The following is a 17,444-nucleotide window of genomic DNA, read 5'->3' as shown; positions in this document are numbered from 1 at the left end:
TTATCCCTCCTTCAATTTTTTCTTTGACACAAAAAACCAATACGCCAAAGGCACGAAGTACAAGGCCGTCAAGGTACCGATAGTCAGACCTCCTAGCACCGAGTACACCAAGGGACGCTGCAAATCCGCTCCCAATCCCGAACTGAAAATAATGGGAATCAAGGCCAAAATCGTCGTGATCGAAGTCATCAAAATCGGCTTCAGACGAATCTGACCAGCCCGATGAATCGCCATTTCCAAGGCTTCATTGGCAGAAACTTCTGGACTCTCCACATATTCCTTACGAAGGCGATTGATCGTGTCGATTTTCAGAATCGCATCATTCACCATGATCCCTAACATAACGACCAAACCTATGGCAGACATCACATTAAGCGAGGAACCGGCCAATAGCAGCACCAAAAATGCGCCTCCAATCCCCAAGGGCAAAGTCAAAACCACGATCAGCGGCTGAATAAAGCTCTCAAACTGCGCTGCCAGAATAAAATAAAGCAATAGAATAGAGATCAACAGAATCCCGATCAACTGCCGGATATTTTCCTGATCTTTAAAGTACTGTCCCACCATGCTCACCCCAAGGTTGCGATCGGCACCCCACCGGATAAAATCGGCATTATACTGATCTGGATTAAGCGTGGTGACGAAGACAGATTGGAAAATCCCTCCCTTGTCAGCAGTGACATATTTATAGTGGTCCTCGTAGCGATAATCCACAAACTCACCCAAAGTATAATAAGTGGAATCTGAAGTCCCTATCTGCGTAGTACGCAGCAAATCCTCAAACCGGCTATCTGATTCCTTCAAGCGAATCGGTGTCACCTCCCCAAATCGCCGGATATCCGAAATCGTAAAGGTGCCAAAAAGTCGAGAAAGTTGTTCTTGGACTTGATCAACAGCGATCTGATAGGTAGCCAATCGATCCGCACGGAGGCTAAATACCACCGAGGCCTCCTTCTGCAATCCTGGCCCTCGCTCCCAGTCAGGGACAGGAAACTGACTGAGCCAAGGGTCCATTTTCTCTTCCGATACGGGTTCTTTTGAGGTGAGATCTTTCCATCGAACCTCATAATAGGGCAAGGCAGAGTTAAATAATTGATCGAAAGCATTGGGTGCATCCCCCAAGGTGTAATTGGCCTCAGGATAATTTTCATCCAGATAGCTTCCCAAATTGGCCAGCATTTGATCTTTCTCCTCCACAGTCGCGAAAAGAAAATAAAGCAAAGATTGCTGAATGGAATTTTCACCATCAAAGAGTAAAAATTGTCTGACGCCTACATCCGCTTCTGCTTTTTGATACTGTCCGCTGAGCGCTTTCATCAAGACCGTGACACGATCTCTGTTTTCGGTTGCTGAGATGGGCTCATTCCAATCCACCTCCAAGGTGGCATCTAATTTTTCGATTTGCGGTAAGCCTTCTGAGTCCAAAATCAAACTAATACCCAATCCCAAAGGAATCAAAATTGCAAAAATCCCTATGGCTAGTTTCCGATGACCAAAAATGAGTGCATAACCTTTCTCGTAGAGGCCCATAATCTTTTGGAAGAATGCCCCCTCCTGACCATCATCGACCTTTTTGCTTCTGCTGAAGAAAATAAAATAAAGCATCGGCAGCAGAATAAAAGCTACCGCCAAAGAAACCGAGAGAATGGCTGCCACTGCCACCGCCTGATCGAAAAACAAAGCCCCGGATATTCCGCTCAAAAATACCAAAGGCACAAATACCGATAATGTAGTCAACACCGAGCTAATCAATGCACTCATCACCTCATCTACTCCAGCCACGCAGGACTCGAAGAGCGAAAGTCCTGCTTCACGTTTACGGGTAATATTGTCCAAGACGATAATGGAATTATCAATCAACATTCCTATGCCCAAGGCCAATCCTGAAAGGGAAATGATATTGATAGAAATATCGAAAAAGTAAAAGACCAAGAAAGAAATCAATAAGGAAGAAGGCAAACTCACCCCGATGATCAGCGGCAAGCGGTAATTTTTCATAAATAAAAAGAGCACTCCAAAGGCGAAGATTCCTCCGAAGAGAAGGGAAGTTTGCAAATTGGAAATGGCTGCATTGAGTAAGTTGGACTGATCCTGTGTCAGGTCAAAATCTACTTGCGGATAATCCTCCCGGAAAAGCTCGATCGCTGCCTTCAATTCAGGGATAAGCTCGTTCATTTTAGCCGCAGCTTGCTTGTGTACTGTGATGACCAAGGCCTCGTTTTCACCAAACAAATGATAGCCAAGCATCTCTTTGGCCTGATAGGAAACTTTCGCCAATCTTCCCAAAGGAACTATCGCTCCGGAAGGGGCTGATACAGGAAGGGATTCGATATCCCTAGGGGTATCCACTCGAGTGGCCAAGCGCAGGTAATAGCGAAATTGACCGTCTTTCACAGAGACTCCCGGAAGTTCGGAATTACCTGCCTGAATCGCAGCGATTACATTCTGCTGACTCATTCCAAGGGCTCGGATGGCGGATTCATTAGGCTCCACTGTGATGATCCGCTCTTTTTTCCCATTGATATCGACTAGCGAAACCCCTGGTAATTGCTCAATTCTTTTCTTCAGTACATTTTCCGCGAGAAGGCTCACTTCGATCTCATCTACCCCTTCTTTTGGGATGACCTGCACGCGGGCCACGGGAATGTCCGAGGTATTGATCCGGATCACTTCTGGGCGAGTGAGTCCTTCGGGTAGGGAATTGGTGATGCGGTCGATTTTCTCATTGACATCGATGTATGCAAGTTCCATCTGGGTAGCGTAGTCAAAAGTGAGTCGAATCGTCCCGACTTCCGAACCAGCCTTAGAGTCCATTTCCTCCAGTCCGTTGAGGGTAATTAGTTCTTCTCTGATATTACTTAGCACATTTTGTTCGATGGCCTCAGGGGAAGCGTTGGGGTAGTTGACTTTAACTACAATCTGCGGCACATCGATAGGAGGAAGCAGAGAAATCGGCAACATCCGCAAAACGATGAAGGAAAAGACCATCAAGGCCAAAAAAGTCATAAATACCGCAATGGGACGGGCTAGTAAAAATCGAACCATAATTTATTCTGTTACGATTTGTACCGGTGCTTGATGGGCGAGCTGTAGGTTATTGGTCGTAATGACCGTACTGCCTGCAGTAATCCCATCCAAAATCTCAATCTCCTCCCCATTGTCCTTACCTACTTCCACATAATTCCAGCGGGACTCGTTGTTTTCTATGGTAAAGACCACTGCCCTTCCGGAACGGTAGACTACAGCGTCCTTGGGCACGACGAGGGAATTGGACTGTGGTGCTCGAATGATCGCCCGAGCATTCATTCCTGGGAGTAAGTTTGCACTGGAAGTAAGACGAATCACTACCTCTACTAAGCCGCCTTCATCTACTCTAGGATTGATCCCTAGGACTCTCCCCTCCAGAGCAGTTTGAGAGTTGGACACGGGATAAACTTCCGCCTTCTGATTGATAGAAATCAGACCGATATCGGATTCGAGCACTTTGACCCGGAGCTCGAGGCTATTCGTACTCAGAATCTCACAGAGTTCTGCATTGCTGCTGATCAAGCTTCCTTGCTTAAATTTCAAATCGGCGATTTTTCCTGAAATCGGGGCCTTGACCTCGGTTCGGTCCAGATTAAATTCTGCTTCCTTGAGCTCGATTTCGGCTAAAAACACCCCATTCCTAGCTTTGAGCTGCTCTTCGAGAAATTTCTTTCGCTCCTCATCGCCCGATTCAAAATCTTTGGAAAAACCCAACTTATCATTTTCATAAGCTGCCAGCGCATTTCGTAAGGCGATTTTGGCCTTCTCCAATCGAATCTCAGCCTCCTCAGGATTCAATCGTGCAATCACCTGCCCTTTGCTGACGGTCTGCCCCTCTCTAATCGGCAAGTCAATTAAGTAGCCTGCCTGCTCGATCACAGCCTTGACCTGTGAGGCAGCTTCAAGCTTCCCGGTAGCATTGATCAGGTAGTCAAAACTTTTGTTCTCGGCAGTTGCCACTCTAACTTCAGTGGACGCGACTTCATTACGAAAGGATTCGGCGGGAATTTCTTCCTGTTTTTCGCTGTCTTCCTGACAAGAAAAACTCAAACCCATCAAAAAGATCAGGGCAAAATATAGGCTATGTTTCATCTAAATAATCGTTAGAACCCTAATAAACTAATTTATTGAATTGAATCAAAAAAAGCCTAAAAAAAAGCTGTTAAAAAAAGTGAAATTTAAATATTAGAAAGATTTTGTATCAAATATCCACGGGAAAAACTGCAGTAGTGAATTTCGAGAAGTCTTTATTCATTAAAGAAAGGCCTCATCTCCTCATGGATTTCTTCTCGGAGAGTTTTGAGCTTTTTGGCGTATTCCTGCAATTTAATTTCCTGAGGAGTCTGAGGAATCCAAGGCTTAACTTTTTGGGGATCTCCCTGTTCATCGACAGAGACAAAGATGATAATGCAGTGGGTCTTTTTTTGAAATTCCTTTTGAGAAAAATCCCTCGAGTACACCTCCACCATGATGTGGATGCTAGAGTGTCCGGTATAAATCACCGCCGCATCGATCTTGACCACTTCACCGATATTGATGGGCTTATAAAATCGGATTCCCCCTACATAGACGGTCACACAGTAGGTTTCCGACCAAGTGCGGGCGCAGGTGTAGGCCGCCTGATCGATCCACTTCATCACGACACCTCCATGAACTTTCCCTCCAAAATTCACATCGGAAGGTTCACTGATAAACTGAAAGGAGGTTTTATGTAGAGTGGTCATAGGAAAGATAGATGGGCAATATAGTCAATAGTCAAAACGGAACCTTATGAATAGCTTCAAAATTTTCTTAAAAAGCAATCAGTTAATCCAACTATCAAAATATCCACACGAACAATTAGAGTTCACTAGATAAAATTGAAAATGTATAAGGACTCACTTAACCGAGGTCAATTCATCAACACTCATTACTTTCATTTGAGTTTTTCCTGATTCATTAGAATTAAGAATATCATAGAGCCAAACCTGATCTTGCAAAGCACCTAAAAATTGAAATTCATTATAATCAAAGGAAAAAGTTTTCAATTCTTCGGTACTTAAATCGATTAAAGAAAGAAAATAATGGGAAGAAAATGGCGCTTCATTTGGATCATCATAGATTAAATCTTTGGATGGCTGGTACAGAATAAACACATATTTTTCTGATGATTTAATGAATTGTAACTCAAAATTATAATCTAAAGCCTTACTAATTTCAGAAGATCCAAAATTATTCTTAACAAAATACTCAATTACTTGGTCACTTTTCGGAAGAGTTAAGTCCCATAAATTAGTTAAGGTAAATTCCTTTTTTTTTAAATCGAATTTATACTCATACAAATATTTAAAAGGATTAAACATGACATAATATCTGTCATTCGCTTCATTATATGTGAAGTGAAACTTAAATCGTTCATATGTTTTATTCAAACTTAAATTTTCTGGAAATTTAAGCGAATAATCATAATCCTCATTATTTATGGATTTTATTCTTACAAAATATTTCTGACTTAAATCATCTGGATTAATTGAATTACCTAACTCCTTCAATGGAAAGCAAGGATTTCCGTTTTGAGAAATAATTACGCTATCTTTTCCAGACACTTTAAAAAAAATCTCATAAAACATGGCATCAAAAGAATCACAATTTTCAAAAGTATCATCTATTTTTTCATTAAAGGAGTTAGTTTTAAAATTAAACTTTTTTATAATGGAGTTTGATGCTATAAATAATTCATCGCTGGTAGAAGCCAACCCCACTCCTTCAACAATCTGTCCTTGAATTTTATTCGGGCCATCACCAAGAGGATCAATTGTTCTTTCGTCACCCTTAAAAAACTGTTTGATTTTTCTATCTCCAAAATCAAAAATAACAATTGATGAATCTCTCGAAAAAACTGAAATAGGTAAAATCAGGGGAGTATCAAAATCTATTGAGTTTCCAAATGATTTGGTTTTATCTAGTGTTATTTCTGAAAATTCTATGTTAGGTACTACTTTATTTCTAAAAATAAATTCTTTCTCATTTTCACTACAAGCAAATAGAATTATAACAAAAATAATAAAATTAATTAGGCTTTCTCTCATCTTATTTATTGAAAAAGAACCTGCCATTTGTATCTAAAGGGCAGGAAAAATAAAATTAATTAAATCATTATTGTTCAGGACATGGATCAACAATTGCATAACATTCACGTGAAGCATTGTCCAGAACACAAACTTTTGTCCCATTAATTTTAATATTATAGCCAGATTGGATATAACCACAATTCTGAGCATTTAAGAGTAAAGGGGAAACACTCAATGCCAAGAAGGACACCCCATATAAAACGAATTGAATCTTTTTCATTTTTTTTAAAATTTAAGTTGATGAGCCCTAAAACCCGGCAGGGCTGCTTAACCGGTTGAAAAATACATTCGATTGGCCAATACCTTGATCTTTTGTCGATGAAACTAGGACTTGATTACTAAACATGCAAGTGAATTTCAAAAAAAAAAAAAAACGATTTTTCTATAAACTATTGATTATCAGAGATAAAAAATTAATCAGAAGAAGAGTAAATAGTTAGTAAAACTTACTACCCTTTCACTATCAAGCACTTACCAAGTCGACCAAGACCAGGAAATGGCTCTTTTCTTCGGTAAATTAGCCTCTTCGTAGCGCCAGATGCGCATTGTACCAGGGGCATTTCCTTCCATCTGATCATAGAGGCTGTTCATCTCCTGAATAGTCCCAAGCTCCAGTTCCACCCGAGCGACCCCGACCGTCCGCATATTCAAAACGGTAGCTGCACTACGGGGAAAGATCGATGATCCTTAGCGAACTCATAGGCAAGCGATCATTGATCCGTACCCAACCCGTATTCTAGCCTTACCAGAATGAGGTCCTCTTTTGTAGGGTGGTTAGAAACAAGAGTCAGAAAGTTGACTATATCCCAGATAAATAATCGTTAGAACCTTAACAGCCTAATAATTGACGTGAAATAAAAAAGTAATTTTTTCTGTACTCTCATTTTTCAGGAGATATTACCTTCATCTCACCGTATCAGTTCCAGAATTGGGTCACTTCATGGAATTTGAATTGATCAGTTTGACTATCAAAGGTATAGACTTTTTTATTCGCTAGATCAAAATCGAAGGAAGTGAAAAAATCTTTAAATACCAGTTTAGAAATAGGATTCCCATCCCAATCAAAAATAAGGATTTCAGGAAGAGACTTTCGCTCGGTAGCAAAATCCTGCTCCAGTTCATTTAGGTGCAAAAGCGCAAAGAAATCGTCATATACCCTTACATCTGAAAATCGATAATTTCGCTCAGGTTGAGGTACTTTTTCAAGTAAATTCAGATCATCAAGCGTAGGTTCTATGGCAATCGTTTTCTTCAATGAACCATCCAAAGAGTATAGATTGAAATAATTCAGCCTAAAATACATCTCCAAGATTTTATCACGATCAGGACTAATCCTTGTCATGGATGCCATCAAAGACATATTCAGCATTCCATTGGAGACTTCAGCCCGGTTTAGCTGATCAAGAAGAGAGTTACTGGACAATTGACCTTGAAAGAGTAAATACCGGTTTTGTTTTGTCTCTTGATTTTCCGGCTGTCTTAGATAATAATGATCTTGCCCCAGAATCAAAAAATCAAAAAGGAATGGAGGCAAATCATCCTCAACTTGTTCAAGGCTATCTTGTCCTAATTTAATAGACTGATTTAGATTAAATTTAATAAGTTCACCTTTTGTAAATTCATAAATCAAGGCAGTTATATCATTCCCTTCAGATCGAAAAAGAACCTTATCACCCACACTTGGAGATTTAAAAAATTGTTTTGGGCCCTCACCCAGAGATAAAAAACTTCCTAAATGATCAAAATCCGGAAGATTATAAACCTGCCATAAACCTCGGCTATTCATAGTAGCTGTAACAATTAAACTATCTATAATTTCAAAATTCCATAATCCAATTATTTCAATTTTAACATCTTGACCTTTTTCAACAGCATGGAATTTTGGAAACCTATTGACCACATGAATAGAGTCGAAGGTCATGTAATTGGAGGTTTGAGGTACAGCCTGCACAAAAACCTTTTCATCGGGTTTTTGGGAACATGCTATGAGCATAGTCCATGTTAAAAATAATAATTGGTTGAGTGTGTATTTAATTTTCATTCATTTAGTTTTTGATAGGCACACCTTCCAAGGAAAGTGTGCCCTGCTTTTAATTTTAACCTATACCCGGACATTGGTAACAAAGGCCTGTATCTGTTCCTAACCCATACTGTCATCGATGTAGGTACAAGTTCCACAGTACATGGCCGGCCATCCATACCTTACAGTAATAGTTTTCCAACATCCCGCAGGCGTGCAGTCATTTGGGGGTTCCACAGAAGTTTGAGCATTTGCTTTTGGAGGAATTGCATAAAACGAAATCGAGAGAAATATTCCTAAAATTCCAAATTTTAAAATTGTCTTCCTCATTTTCTAAGAATTTAATTTGTCAAGCCCTAAAATCCGGCAGGGCTGCTTAACCGGTTGAAAAATTCATTCGATTGGCCAATACCTTGATCTCTCTTCGATGAAACTAGGACTCGATTACTAAACATGCAAGTGAATTTCGAAAAAAAAAAAAACGATTTTTACATAAACTATTGATTATCGGAGATAAAAAATTAATCAGAAGAAGAGTAAATAGTTAGTAAAACTTACTGCCCTTTCACTATCAAGTACTTACCAAATCGACCAAGACTAGGAAATGGCTCTTCTCTTCGGCAAAATGGCCTCTTCGTAGCGCCGAATTCGGATCCAGCAAAAGATACCTAGTTCCTTGTTGTCCAAAATTTATTCCTTTTATCAGTTAATGTCTCCTAACAGATCACTTAAACCACTTATTCCTGCTTAGAATAGTTGAAGCGCTATGTGCTAGATTCCTAATACAATAAAAAGAAAAACTGAAAGATGATTTGGACTAAGTTTCGGATAAATACATTCTAATCAGAAATCTCCTCAAAAATGGAAACAAACTTTTCCACCTCCTCTTTTTCCTTATCAAACAACCAATAATAAAGCTTTCCTTCTTTCTCCAAGACCAAGCCATCACCTATTCCTTTTGAAAGGGGAGATCCAGAATAGTCGTAACTTTCAGTCTTTTTGGTCAAAGGTGAATATTTAAGAATCTCAAATCGTAAGTTTTCCAATGCCAGAAAATATTCATTTAGATTTTTTACCGGAATAGAATTCGATTCCGATAAATATGAAACAGTTCTATATAAATGTCCCTCTGATTCAAGGAGCGATGAATATTCACCACCCATCTTGGAATTTATCATATTCAGAATTTGATCATTCTCCACTCCTGGATTTGATGTATCTACATTTTGGGACTGAAAAGGAAATATTTCCTGTAAATTTAAGGCCAAATCATATTTATAGATTTCGTGGGATTTGGCTAGGTTCAGATAAATGTAATTATCAGCAACCAAAAAAGTCTTGGATAAGAAATTCGAACTATACGTGTCTCCATGGAACTTTTCCGGGAAGTTCAACAGCGAGGAAAAATCAGAAGCAGCGAGATCAAAAACACCATAAATTGGCACCTGAGACACATAATCCTCATCTGAAGTACTCTTAAAATATGAAAGTGGGAAACGAATGGACTCCCCATCAAAATGCACGGATTTATCCGTGATATTTCCAAAACCAAAGCGACCATCGGGAAATTTAAAGCGTTTTACTTGACCATTTTGATAGTTTATTAGTTGAAAAGACGCCAAACCAGCCAAAGGATGAAAGGCAATAGAATCATTTAAAATCACGAAGCCACCCTGTTTTAATAACCCTTCGGGGCCTTCCATGGGAAAGAAATTACTCGTCCAATCTCGGGAATCTAGATCATTAAAATATAACCCCATGGAATCTCTAAAAAAATACGTGTAGTAAAACTTATCCTGATAATTTCCGGATGAACTATATTCATTAGGAAGGGGTAAGCCTCCGAAGTCTACAGTAAGCGTATCCAAAAAAGTAGATTCCGCTGAATTTTCAATTTTTATCTGTTCAGAATTACATCCAAACCAGAAAACTATTATTAAAACTAGAATTACATGTGTTTTCATTTGTAGAAAAGTAATCTGAGCCAACGAAAGTTGACCCAGATTTAATTAAACCGTTTTTAAGGCTGAATAAGTGATAAAATTGACGATATATCAGACCTATGTACCGAACCAGGCATATTACATGCTGAGCCAGGTATATTAGAACATTTTGTCACAAGATAAAGGCCTGAACTAGTTACCTGAGTTGAATCTTCAATCTCATACCAAATTTATGGTGATGTCTGAGCTTTCGCTGTCAATCCACCTAAAGATGATGATCCAAGTATACACAAACCAGCCACTCCAAGTTTTAAAATTGTCTTCCTCATTTTCTAAGAATTTAATTTGTCAAGCCTTAAAATCCGGCAGGGCTGCTTAACCGGTTGAAAAATACATTCGATTGGCCAATACCTTGATCTTTCGTCGATTAAACTAGGACTTGATTACTAAACATGCAAGTCAATTTCGAAAAAAAAAAAAAACGATTTTTATATAAACTATTGATTTTCAGAGATAAAAAATTAATCAGAAGAAGAGTAAATAGTTAGTAAAACTTACTGCCCTTTCACTATCAAGCACTTACCAAATCGACCAAGACCAGGAAATGGTTCTTTTCTTTGGCAAAATGGCCTCTTCATAGCGCCGAATTCGGATCGTTCCCGGTGCTTGACCATCAAACTTTTCATAAAGACGATTCATCTCACTAATCTTCTCCAGCTCCAGCTTCACCCGGGAGATTCCCACAGTCCGCATATCCAATTCGGTAGCAGCTCGCCGGGACAAATCGATGATACGAAGCGAACTTTTCGGCAAGCGATCATTGATCCGCACCCAAACCGTATCTCCTGTATCCAGTCGAGTCACCTTGACCCGCGTATCAAAAGGCAAATATTTATGCGCCGCCGTCAGACTGTCCATGTGAAAAATCTCCCCATTGGCAGTCCGTCGCAAATGAAAGCGCTTGCCATAAAAACTTGCCCACCCCGTCTGAATCTGTACCGAATCCGCTCCCTGAGCCCTGCTACCTTGGCACAGCCCAAAAATCAAAAACAGCAGAAAAAGAAATGAGATTTTTTTCATCAGCAGGGCAAAGTCAACAAAAATGCCAATTCCTGTCGGAAACCAAAAATGGTTTGGACATCGCAGCATCAGAAAGTATCTTCGGTAATTAAGAACAAAACAATCTTTAACCAAACCCTCCGCTTTTAAATCTACCTTTTTACCCCATGCTCAAAATCCTTCATACCGCAGACTGGCACTTGGGAAAACGACTGCAGGAATTTCCCCGAATCGAAGAACAAAAACTGGTGCTAGATGAAATCTGCCAAATCGCAGACCAAAAGGCAGTCGATTTGGTGCTGCTGGCAGGAGATATTTTTGACAGCTTCAATCCCTCACATGAAGCTATCGAACTGCTCTACAAGACACTTCACCGACTTTCAAAAAACGGTCAACGTCCGATTATTGCCATCTCCGGCAATCACGACAGCAGCCAGTTCGTTGAAGCACCAGATCCCCTCGCCCGGGAAATGGGTATATTTTTTTACAGCCGCTATGACAGCCAAATCGTAACAGGCAAACTCGATTCCGGTATCGAAATTCTACGCTCGGAAAGTGGGTTTGTAGAGTTAAAAATACCTAAGTGTGACTTTCCCATCCGCTTGATTCTCGCTCCATACGCCAATGAAGTCAGTCTTAAAACATACCTCGGGGAGGAAAACCGAGAAGAGGAATTTCGCACAATTCTCTCTGAGAAATGGCAAAAACTCGCCGACCAATATTGTGATCCATCGGGTGTAAATTTATTTTTAGGCCACTTTTATTTCTCAAAAAAAGGAGAACCGCTCGAAGCCGAACCCGAGTCCGAACGGCCTATCCTTCACGTAGGCGGGACGCAGGCACTCTTTACCGAGAATCTTCCACAACAAATCCAATATGCAGCCCTAGGCCACCTTCACCGCTATCATGCCGTGGACAAAAATCCCTGTCCCATAGTGTATTCCAGCAGTCCTTTGGGGTATTCCTTTTCAGAAGCCGATCAGCAAAAACAAGTGATAGTGATTGAGGCAAAACCAGCCCAAGCTGTCGACTACCAAGCCATTCCCCTAAAACAAGGAAAAGCACTGCACCGCAAGACCTTTGACTCCTTAGCAGAAACCCTAAACTGGCTCGAGTCCAATCCCTATTGCTTTGTGGAGTTGACCTATCAGACCGAGCACTCCATCGATGCCGCTACACGCAGAGCCATCCACCAAGCCCATGATGGAATCGTCAACCTAATCCCACAGATTAAAAATCCAATCGGTCAGGAGGAGTTAAAACTTACGGCAGCTGATCTGGAAAAAGATATGCTCAGCTTATTTCAGCTTTATTTCAAAAACGAACGAGGCCAAGAAGCTCACCAAGAGCTATTGGAAATTTTTAAAGAAGTCATCAGTCAAGATTCAAGCATATGATTCCCATTTCCCTAGAAATCCAAGGATTATACTCCTACCGTGAAAAACAAACCATTCACTTTGATCAGTTGACCGCAGCCGGCCTTTTTGGTATTTTCGGCGCTGTAGGAAGTGGTAAATCTTCTATTTTGGAGGCAATTTTACTCGCTCTATACGGCAGTACAGAGCGACTATCAGACCGGGGCGAAAAAAACTCCATGCTCAACTTGCAGAGTGATCAAGTGCTGATTCGATTTATATTTCAATCAGGTAAAAACAACAGCCAATTGTACTTGGCGCGATACGAAGCCAAGCGTAGCAAAAAAGACCCCGAGAAAGTCGACCCTGCCTCTCATTTTTTTTATCAGCAAGTAGAGGGCGACTGGGAACCCATCGAGCAAAGAGCAGAAGAAATCGTAGGGATGAAAAAGGAGCATTTTAAACAGACGGTGATCATTCCTCAGGGTAAATTTCGGGAATTTATAGACCTCACACCCGGTCCTCGGGCAGAAATGATGAAAGAACTCTTTGGATTGGAGCGCTTTGACTTGGCAGCCAAAACAGGCAGCCTTCTGCGTGAGGTGAAGGATGAAAAAATCAGACTGGAAACCAAAATTCAAAACTTGGAGGATTTTACAGCCAATTCCCTTCAACAGTATGGCGAACAACTAAGTCAGTTTCAAGAAGATCAAAAACAAACCGATCAAAAACTTAGGAAGCTGGAGGAATCCGTAAAAAGCCAAGAAAAATACCAAGAAAAACACCATGCCTGGAGGGAATTTGGTAAAATGAAAACCGAGCTTCTCAACCAAAAACCCCAAATCGAAAAACAGCGACAGCTTCATCAGGATTTTATCACTGCCAAATCCTACTTGCGACCCGTTTGGAATCAACTCCGTGAGCTTCAAATCGACCAAGAGAAATTCCAGGTCAGCATCATCGATTGTGAGCGCTTTGCAGTGGAATTTGAAAAAGAAATCTCCCAACTGAAAGAAGAGGAAAGAGATCTTCAGGAAAAAAACCAACGCAGACCCATCCGGGAAAGTAAAGTTCGCGACCTCAAAAAGGTGGTAGAACTCAAGGCGCTTGCTCAAAAACTACAAGCCGCACAAGATGGTCTTACTGAGCTTTTACCCACTATCGATCAGTTAACTTCCGAGAAAAAAGAAGCAGAAAAGGGTTTAAAGGAAAATGAAACCCAACTTCAGCAATATCAAGCCACTGATACCAATTTTCTCGCACAGCTGAAAAACAGCCTCCACTCTTGGACCGATCTTAATGAGCAGTTGAACAAAACGCAGCAGCTGGCCCAGCAATTCGAATCCGAAAAGGAAAAAATAAGTCAGCGAATCGAGCATCTTCAGCAGCGCATCCCAAGCGAATTTCCAAGCTTGGAAGACTGGCATCAATTCCAACTTGACAGGATCAGTTCATTGGAAAATCAAAGAGAACAACTCCTGCGAACCTCCGGTCTTCATACCCACGCTCACCTTCTGGAATCAGGTAAGCCCTGCCCACTCTGTGGCTCAGAGGAGCATCCGCTACCCTTGGAAAAAGGGCGACAAGACCAAGCCTTAAAAGACTTGGAAGCAAAACTAAGCTCCGCTAAAGAAAATCGGGAACAACTACTCTTGATCAAACAACAACTCAAAGAAGCAGAGATCCACCTGCAAAGCCATCAGGATAATAAAACCCGCAAAAACGAAGAAATCGCTGAGCTATCCTCAAAATTGGGGGCCTTGAAAGAATTTCTTCAAAGCCACCAACTAGCCGACTCTTCCCAACTACAAAACCGGATCCAAGAACTCGAGCGTCTATCTGAGACTCGGGAAAAACTATTTCAAAGCGTGCAGCAAAAGCGCAAAGAAATCGACAGCATCCGCCAATCTCTGGAGCAATCGCAGCAAAAACTTCAGCAAGCCCAACTCAAAAAAGAGCAACTTAATACCGCTTATCAAACCAAGCAGGAAGAAATCAAAGACCAGGCTTTTTGCCAGCCTTTTTTTGAAAAGTCGCAAGAGGAAATCCAAAAGGGGATTGATAAAGTAGAAAAAGACATTCAAGATGCTGCCTTGGCTTTGGAAAGCAAGCAGAAATACCTGCAAGAAGTGCAAAGGAAAGCCACCACTAACCTAGCCGATCTGAAAAACTTCAAAAACGCTAACCAAGCCGCCTTGGAGAAAATCAAGGCCCTCAGTGAAGAGTTTGATTCCCTCAAAAAGGCATATGGTTTTGAGGATGAGGAGGCTTTGATTCGTTTGTTTGAACATTCGCTCGACGCGGAAAAAGTAGCCAAAGAAATTCAGCAATTTGACAATCAACTGAGGCTCGCCCAAAGTAGAATTGAAGAATTGGAAAAAGAACCTGAAGTGGTTCACTTTGATGAGGAGGCCTTTGTCAGGATCACGGCCCAACTGCAATTGACCAAGGGTATCGCTCAAGAACTCCAAGATAAAATTCTACTCCTTCAGGAAAATATAAAGACTACCAAACAGAAACTGGCCGAGAAGGAAAAAGTTAATCAGGAAAAGCTAGCAATCGAAAAGCGGGAAAGTTATCTCCGGGAATTAGAAAAACTATTCAAAGGAAGTGGTTTTGTCAAATACGTGAGCTCGATTTACCTCAAGGAGCTTTGTCATACCGCGAATCAGCGTTTTATGAAATTGAGCAAAAACAGCCTTTCGCTGGAGATCGATGAGGACAATACATTTTGGGTGATTGATTACCTCAATGGTGGAAAAAAACGACTACTCAAAACGCTATCCGGTGGACAGACCTTTCAAGCCTCGCTTTGTTTAGCCTTGGCTTTAGCCGAAAAAGTCAAAGCACTGAATCAAGCCGATCAAAGCTTTTTCTTCTTGGACGAAGGCTTTGGAGCTTTGGACCGGAATTCCTTGCGGGTCGTGTTTGAGACGCTTAAATCTCTCCGTCACGAAAACCGAATTGTGGGAATCATCAGCCATGTGGAAGAGCTACAGCAAGAAATCGGCGTCTATGCCCAAGTCGAGCTTGATCCTGAAACCGGCTCAAAAGTAACCTACTCCTATTAATCGATTTCCTACTCCTATGAAAAACCAATTGATTGAAATTTCCTAAAAACTAGGTTCAAGTCTTCTTGGTTTTTCAGACTTGGACCTGAGTGATGAAACTCAACTTTTCATTTTTTAGAGGTAACTCAGGAATCAAAGGCCTTAGCCTATGTTTCCTATGATCCTATTTGGTTTCAAAAATCAAGGATGTAATCCAAGTCTCCATTATTGCCATGCGTAATGACACTCACAGAGGCAGGTGTAAAGGATAAAGTCTAAAAAATCTCATAGACAGAAACATTTGTTTCAATCCAATAATCAGAACCACATAGACTGATCGCGACTTCTTGGTTCAAATCTTCAGACTTGGACCACCTTTAAACTTTTGGCCTAAGGCCTTCAGATTTACTTGTCGAAGCCAAGCTTTGACCACTCAAGTCTTCTTGGTTTTTCAGACTTGGACCTGAGTGATGAAACTCAACTTTTCATTTTTTAGAGGTAACTCAGGAATCAAAGGCCTTAGCCTATGTTTCCTATGATCCTATGTGGTTTCAAAAATCAAGGATGTAATCCAAGTCTCAATTATTGCCATGCGTAATGACACTCACAGAGGCAGGTGTAAAGGATAAAGTCTAAAAAATCTCATAGACAGAAACATTTGGTTTAAGTCTATAATCAGAACCACATAGATCGTGACTTCTTGGTTCAAGTCTTTAGACTTGGACCACCTTTAAACTTTTGGCCTAAGGCCTTCAGATTTACCTGCCGAAGCCAAGCTTGGACCACTCAAAGTTTTTAGCCTGAGTGAGACACTCATGCGAGCAAAATCTCGGACTTCTTGGTTCAATGTATCCCGACTTGGACTGTCCCTAATAAAAAAAGTCCATCGGCAAGACCGACAGACTTTTCGAATTAAGAAAACCAATTCATTTATCTAAATATATGTTTATTTACCCATTCGACCTCCTCTTGACGAATGGTATGTTCCCCATCGTCAAAAAGTTGAACTTTCACCTCGGCATTCATCCTTTTAAGCAGGGTGGCAGATTCCTGAATTCTGGCTGCAGGCACATGAAAATCTCGCTCACTACTTCCGATAAAAATCGGAGTAGATTGAAAATCTCCAGAATAAACCTCTTCTTTCAACTTATCTCCGATCAAACCTCCTGTGAAGGCAATTATCCCTCCGAATTTTTGCGCATTTCGGGCGGCAAAATCTAAGCTAAGACAAGCCCCTTGTGAAAAACCAATAAAATAAACCTGTGAAGCAGCTATCCCATTTTGGATAATTAGGTCAAAAGCTTCCTGAACAACCGACAAAGAGTTCTGAAGCGCTTTTACGTTGCTTTGGTCTGGCGCCATAAAGCTATAGGGATACCAAGTGTTTCCGTCGGCTTGGGGAGCCACAAGGGCAAAACCTTCGAGATTCAAATACTCTTTTAAAGAAAGTATGCTCTGGGCAGTAGCCCCTCTTCCATGCAGTAAAATAGCTGCTTTTTTCGCCTCTGAAAGTGGCACTCCAGCTTCGATTATATTATTCATAATTTTCAATATGATTATCCGCAATCATGCCAGTATGGGTAAATTGAAGCAATAATGAGTCTGTCAAAGAGTTTTTGACCGAAGTATCTTCTGTTTAGCTTGTAACAAAACTCATCCAGATAGTTCTGCATCATTCGTTCGCTGATCATATGGTATGTCTGCAGGTGTTTCTTTAAGTTACTGATGGCAATATGAACCCATTTGAGGTTAAAATTGCCTTCTTGTGTACCAGAGATTTCTCTGACATGAACATCAATACAATCACTCAGGTCTGAGAAGGTGGTACTTTTATCTGTTTGAAGCACAGCGTTTGAATCAATGTAATCCTTGATTAAATG

At 40.8% G+C, this 17,444-nt stretch carries 14 protein-coding genes; 2 read left to right on the top strand and 12 right to left on the bottom strand.

Features of this window, described 5'->3' with window-relative positions; translation table 11 throughout:
• From BLQ57_RS16495 to BLQ57_RS16460, 10 genes are all read right to left on the bottom strand, one after another.
• A complete protein-coding gene (locus tag BLQ57_RS16495; RefSeq protein ID WP_087940661.1) occupies positions 1–3,045 on the bottom strand; it encodes an efflux RND transporter permease subunit in 3,045 nt (1,014 codons plus the stop codon).
• Positions 3,046–3,048: 3 nt separating this feature from the next.
• Positions 3,049–4,119 carry an efflux RND transporter periplasmic adaptor subunit gene (locus tag BLQ57_RS16490; RefSeq protein WP_087940660.1) on the bottom strand — a complete coding sequence of 357 codons (1,071 nt, stop codon included), beginning with the start codon at positions 4,117–4,119 and terminating at the stop codon, positions 3,049–3,051.
• 155 nt (positions 4,120–4,274) lie between these two features.
• Positions 4,275–4,751: an acyl-CoA thioesterase gene (locus BLQ57_RS16485; RefSeq protein ID WP_087940659.1), complete on the bottom strand. Its 477-nt coding sequence runs from the start codon at positions 4,749–4,751 to the stop codon at positions 4,275–4,277.
• A gap of 153 nt (positions 4,752–4,904) precedes the next feature.
• On the bottom strand, positions 4,905–6,095 hold the full coding sequence (locus BLQ57_RS16480; RefSeq protein WP_139162770.1) for a hypothetical protein: 1,191 nt from the start codon (positions 6,093–6,095) through the stop codon (positions 4,905–4,907).
• A gap of 67 nt (positions 6,096–6,162) precedes the next feature.
• Positions 6,163–6,357: a hypothetical protein gene (locus BLQ57_RS20950; protein WP_139162769.1), complete on the bottom strand. Its 195-nt coding sequence runs from the start codon at positions 6,355–6,357 to the stop codon at positions 6,163–6,165.
• 251 nt (positions 6,358–6,608) lie between these two features.
• Positions 6,609–6,782: a hypothetical protein gene (locus BLQ57_RS21225; RefSeq protein ID WP_169712782.1), complete on the bottom strand. Its 174-nt coding sequence runs from the start codon at positions 6,780–6,782 to the stop codon at positions 6,609–6,611.
• A 271-nt stretch (positions 6,783–7,053) separates the two neighbouring features.
• On the bottom strand, positions 7,054–8,178 hold the full coding sequence (locus tag BLQ57_RS16475) for a TolB-like 6-bladed beta-propeller domain-containing protein (protein WP_139162768.1): 1,125 nt from the start codon (positions 8,176–8,178) through the stop codon (positions 7,054–7,056).
• Positions 8,179–8,277: 99 nt separating this feature from the next.
• Positions 8,278–8,487, bottom strand: coding sequence for a hypothetical protein (locus tag BLQ57_RS16470; protein ID WP_087940656.1), 210 nt, complete (start codon positions 8,485–8,487; stop codon positions 8,278–8,280).
• Positions 8,488–8,996: 509 nt separating this feature from the next.
• The gene (locus BLQ57_RS16465; RefSeq protein WP_087940655.1) at positions 8,997–10,121 is read right to left on the bottom strand and encodes a hypothetical protein; all 1,125 of its coding nucleotides are present in this window, start codon (positions 10,119–10,121) and stop codon (positions 8,997–8,999) included.
• Between the two features lie 558 nt (positions 10,122–10,679).
• A complete protein-coding gene (locus BLQ57_RS16460) occupies positions 10,680–11,180 on the bottom strand; it encodes a septal ring lytic transglycosylase RlpA family protein (protein ID WP_087940695.1) in 501 nt (166 codons plus the stop codon).
• A gap of 146 nt (positions 11,181–11,326) precedes the next feature.
• Here BLQ57_RS16460 and BLQ57_RS16455 point away from each other — a divergent pair, with 146 nt between their 5' ends.
• Together BLQ57_RS16455 and BLQ57_RS16450 are read left to right on the top strand one after the other, a co-directional pair.
• Positions 11,327–12,556, top strand: coding sequence for a metallophosphoesterase family protein (locus BLQ57_RS16455; protein ID WP_087940654.1), 1,230 nt, complete (start codon positions 11,327–11,329; stop codon positions 12,554–12,556).
• On the top strand, positions 12,553–15,585 hold the full coding sequence (locus BLQ57_RS16450) for an SbcC/MukB-like Walker B domain-containing protein (protein WP_087940653.1): 3,033 nt from the start codon (positions 12,553–12,555) through the stop codon (positions 15,583–15,585). The genes BLQ57_RS16455 and BLQ57_RS16450 overlap by 4 nt, the downstream gene beginning before the upstream one ends.
• Positions 15,586–16,494: 909 nt before the next feature.
• Here the strand turns inward: BLQ57_RS16450 and BLQ57_RS16445 are convergent.
• Both BLQ57_RS16445 and BLQ57_RS16440 read right to left on the bottom strand, forming a co-directional pair.
• Positions 16,495–17,106: an alpha/beta hydrolase gene (locus tag BLQ57_RS16445; RefSeq protein WP_087940694.1), complete on the bottom strand. Its 612-nt coding sequence runs from the start codon at positions 17,104–17,106 to the stop codon at positions 16,495–16,497.
• 14 nt (positions 17,107–17,120) lie between these two features.
• On the bottom strand, positions 17,121–17,444 hold a 324-nt coding region (locus BLQ57_RS16440), incomplete at its 5' end, for a transposase (protein WP_139162762.1).

The sequence above is a fragment of the Algoriphagus faecimaris genome (assembly GCF_900101705.1).
Lineage (GTDB): Bacteria > Bacteroidota > Bacteroidia > Cytophagales > Cyclobacteriaceae > Algoriphagus > Algoriphagus faecimaris.
This window is presented reverse-complemented; position numbering and strand designations above follow the sequence as displayed.

Excerpts from the sequence above, each read along its gene's own strand:
- BLQ57_RS16495 (WP_087940661.1), bottom strand. The coding sequence starts at position 3,045 with ATGGTTCGATTTTTACTAGCCCGTCCCATTGCGGTATTTATGACTTTT.
- BLQ57_RS16490 (WP_087940660.1), bottom strand. The coding sequence starts at position 4,119 with ATGAAACATAGCCTATATTTTGCCCTGATCTTTTTGATGGGTTTGAGT.
- BLQ57_RS16485 (WP_087940659.1), bottom strand. The coding sequence starts at position 4,751 with ATGACCACTCTACATAAAACCTCCTTTCAGTTTATCAGTGAACCTTCC.
- BLQ57_RS16480 (WP_139162770.1), bottom strand. The coding sequence starts at position 6,095 with ATGAGAGAAAGCCTAATTAATTTTATTATTTTTGTTATAATTCTATTT.
- BLQ57_RS20950 (WP_139162769.1), bottom strand. The coding sequence starts at position 6,357 with ATGAAAAAGATTCAATTCGTTTTATATGGGGTGTCCTTCTTGGCATTG.
- BLQ57_RS21225 (WP_169712782.1), bottom strand. The coding sequence starts at position 6,782 with ATGCGGACGGTCGGGGTCGCTCGGGTGGAACTGGAGCTTGGGACTATT.
- BLQ57_RS16475 (WP_139162768.1), bottom strand. The coding sequence starts at position 8,178 with ATGAAAATTAAATACACACTCAACCAATTATTATTTTTAACATGGACT.
- BLQ57_RS16470 (WP_087940656.1), bottom strand. The coding sequence starts at position 8,487 with ATGAGGAAGACAATTTTAAAATTTGGAATTTTAGGAATATTTCTCTCG.
- BLQ57_RS16465 (WP_087940655.1), bottom strand. The coding sequence starts at position 10,121 with ATGAAAACACATGTAATTCTAGTTTTAATAATAGTTTTCTGGTTTGGA.
- BLQ57_RS16460 (WP_087940695.1), bottom strand. The coding sequence starts at position 11,180 with ATGAAAAAAATCTCATTTCTTTTTCTGCTGTTTTTGATTTTTGGGCTG.
- BLQ57_RS16455 (WP_087940654.1), top strand. The coding sequence starts at position 11,327 with ATGCTCAAAATCCTTCATACCGCAGACTGGCACTTGGGAAAACGACTG.
- BLQ57_RS16450 (WP_087940653.1), top strand. The coding sequence starts at position 12,553 with ATGATTCCCATTTCCCTAGAAATCCAAGGATTATACTCCTACCGTGAA.
- BLQ57_RS16445 (WP_087940694.1), bottom strand. The coding sequence starts at position 17,106 with ATGAATAATATAATCGAAGCTGGAGTGCCACTTTCAGAGGCGAAAAAA.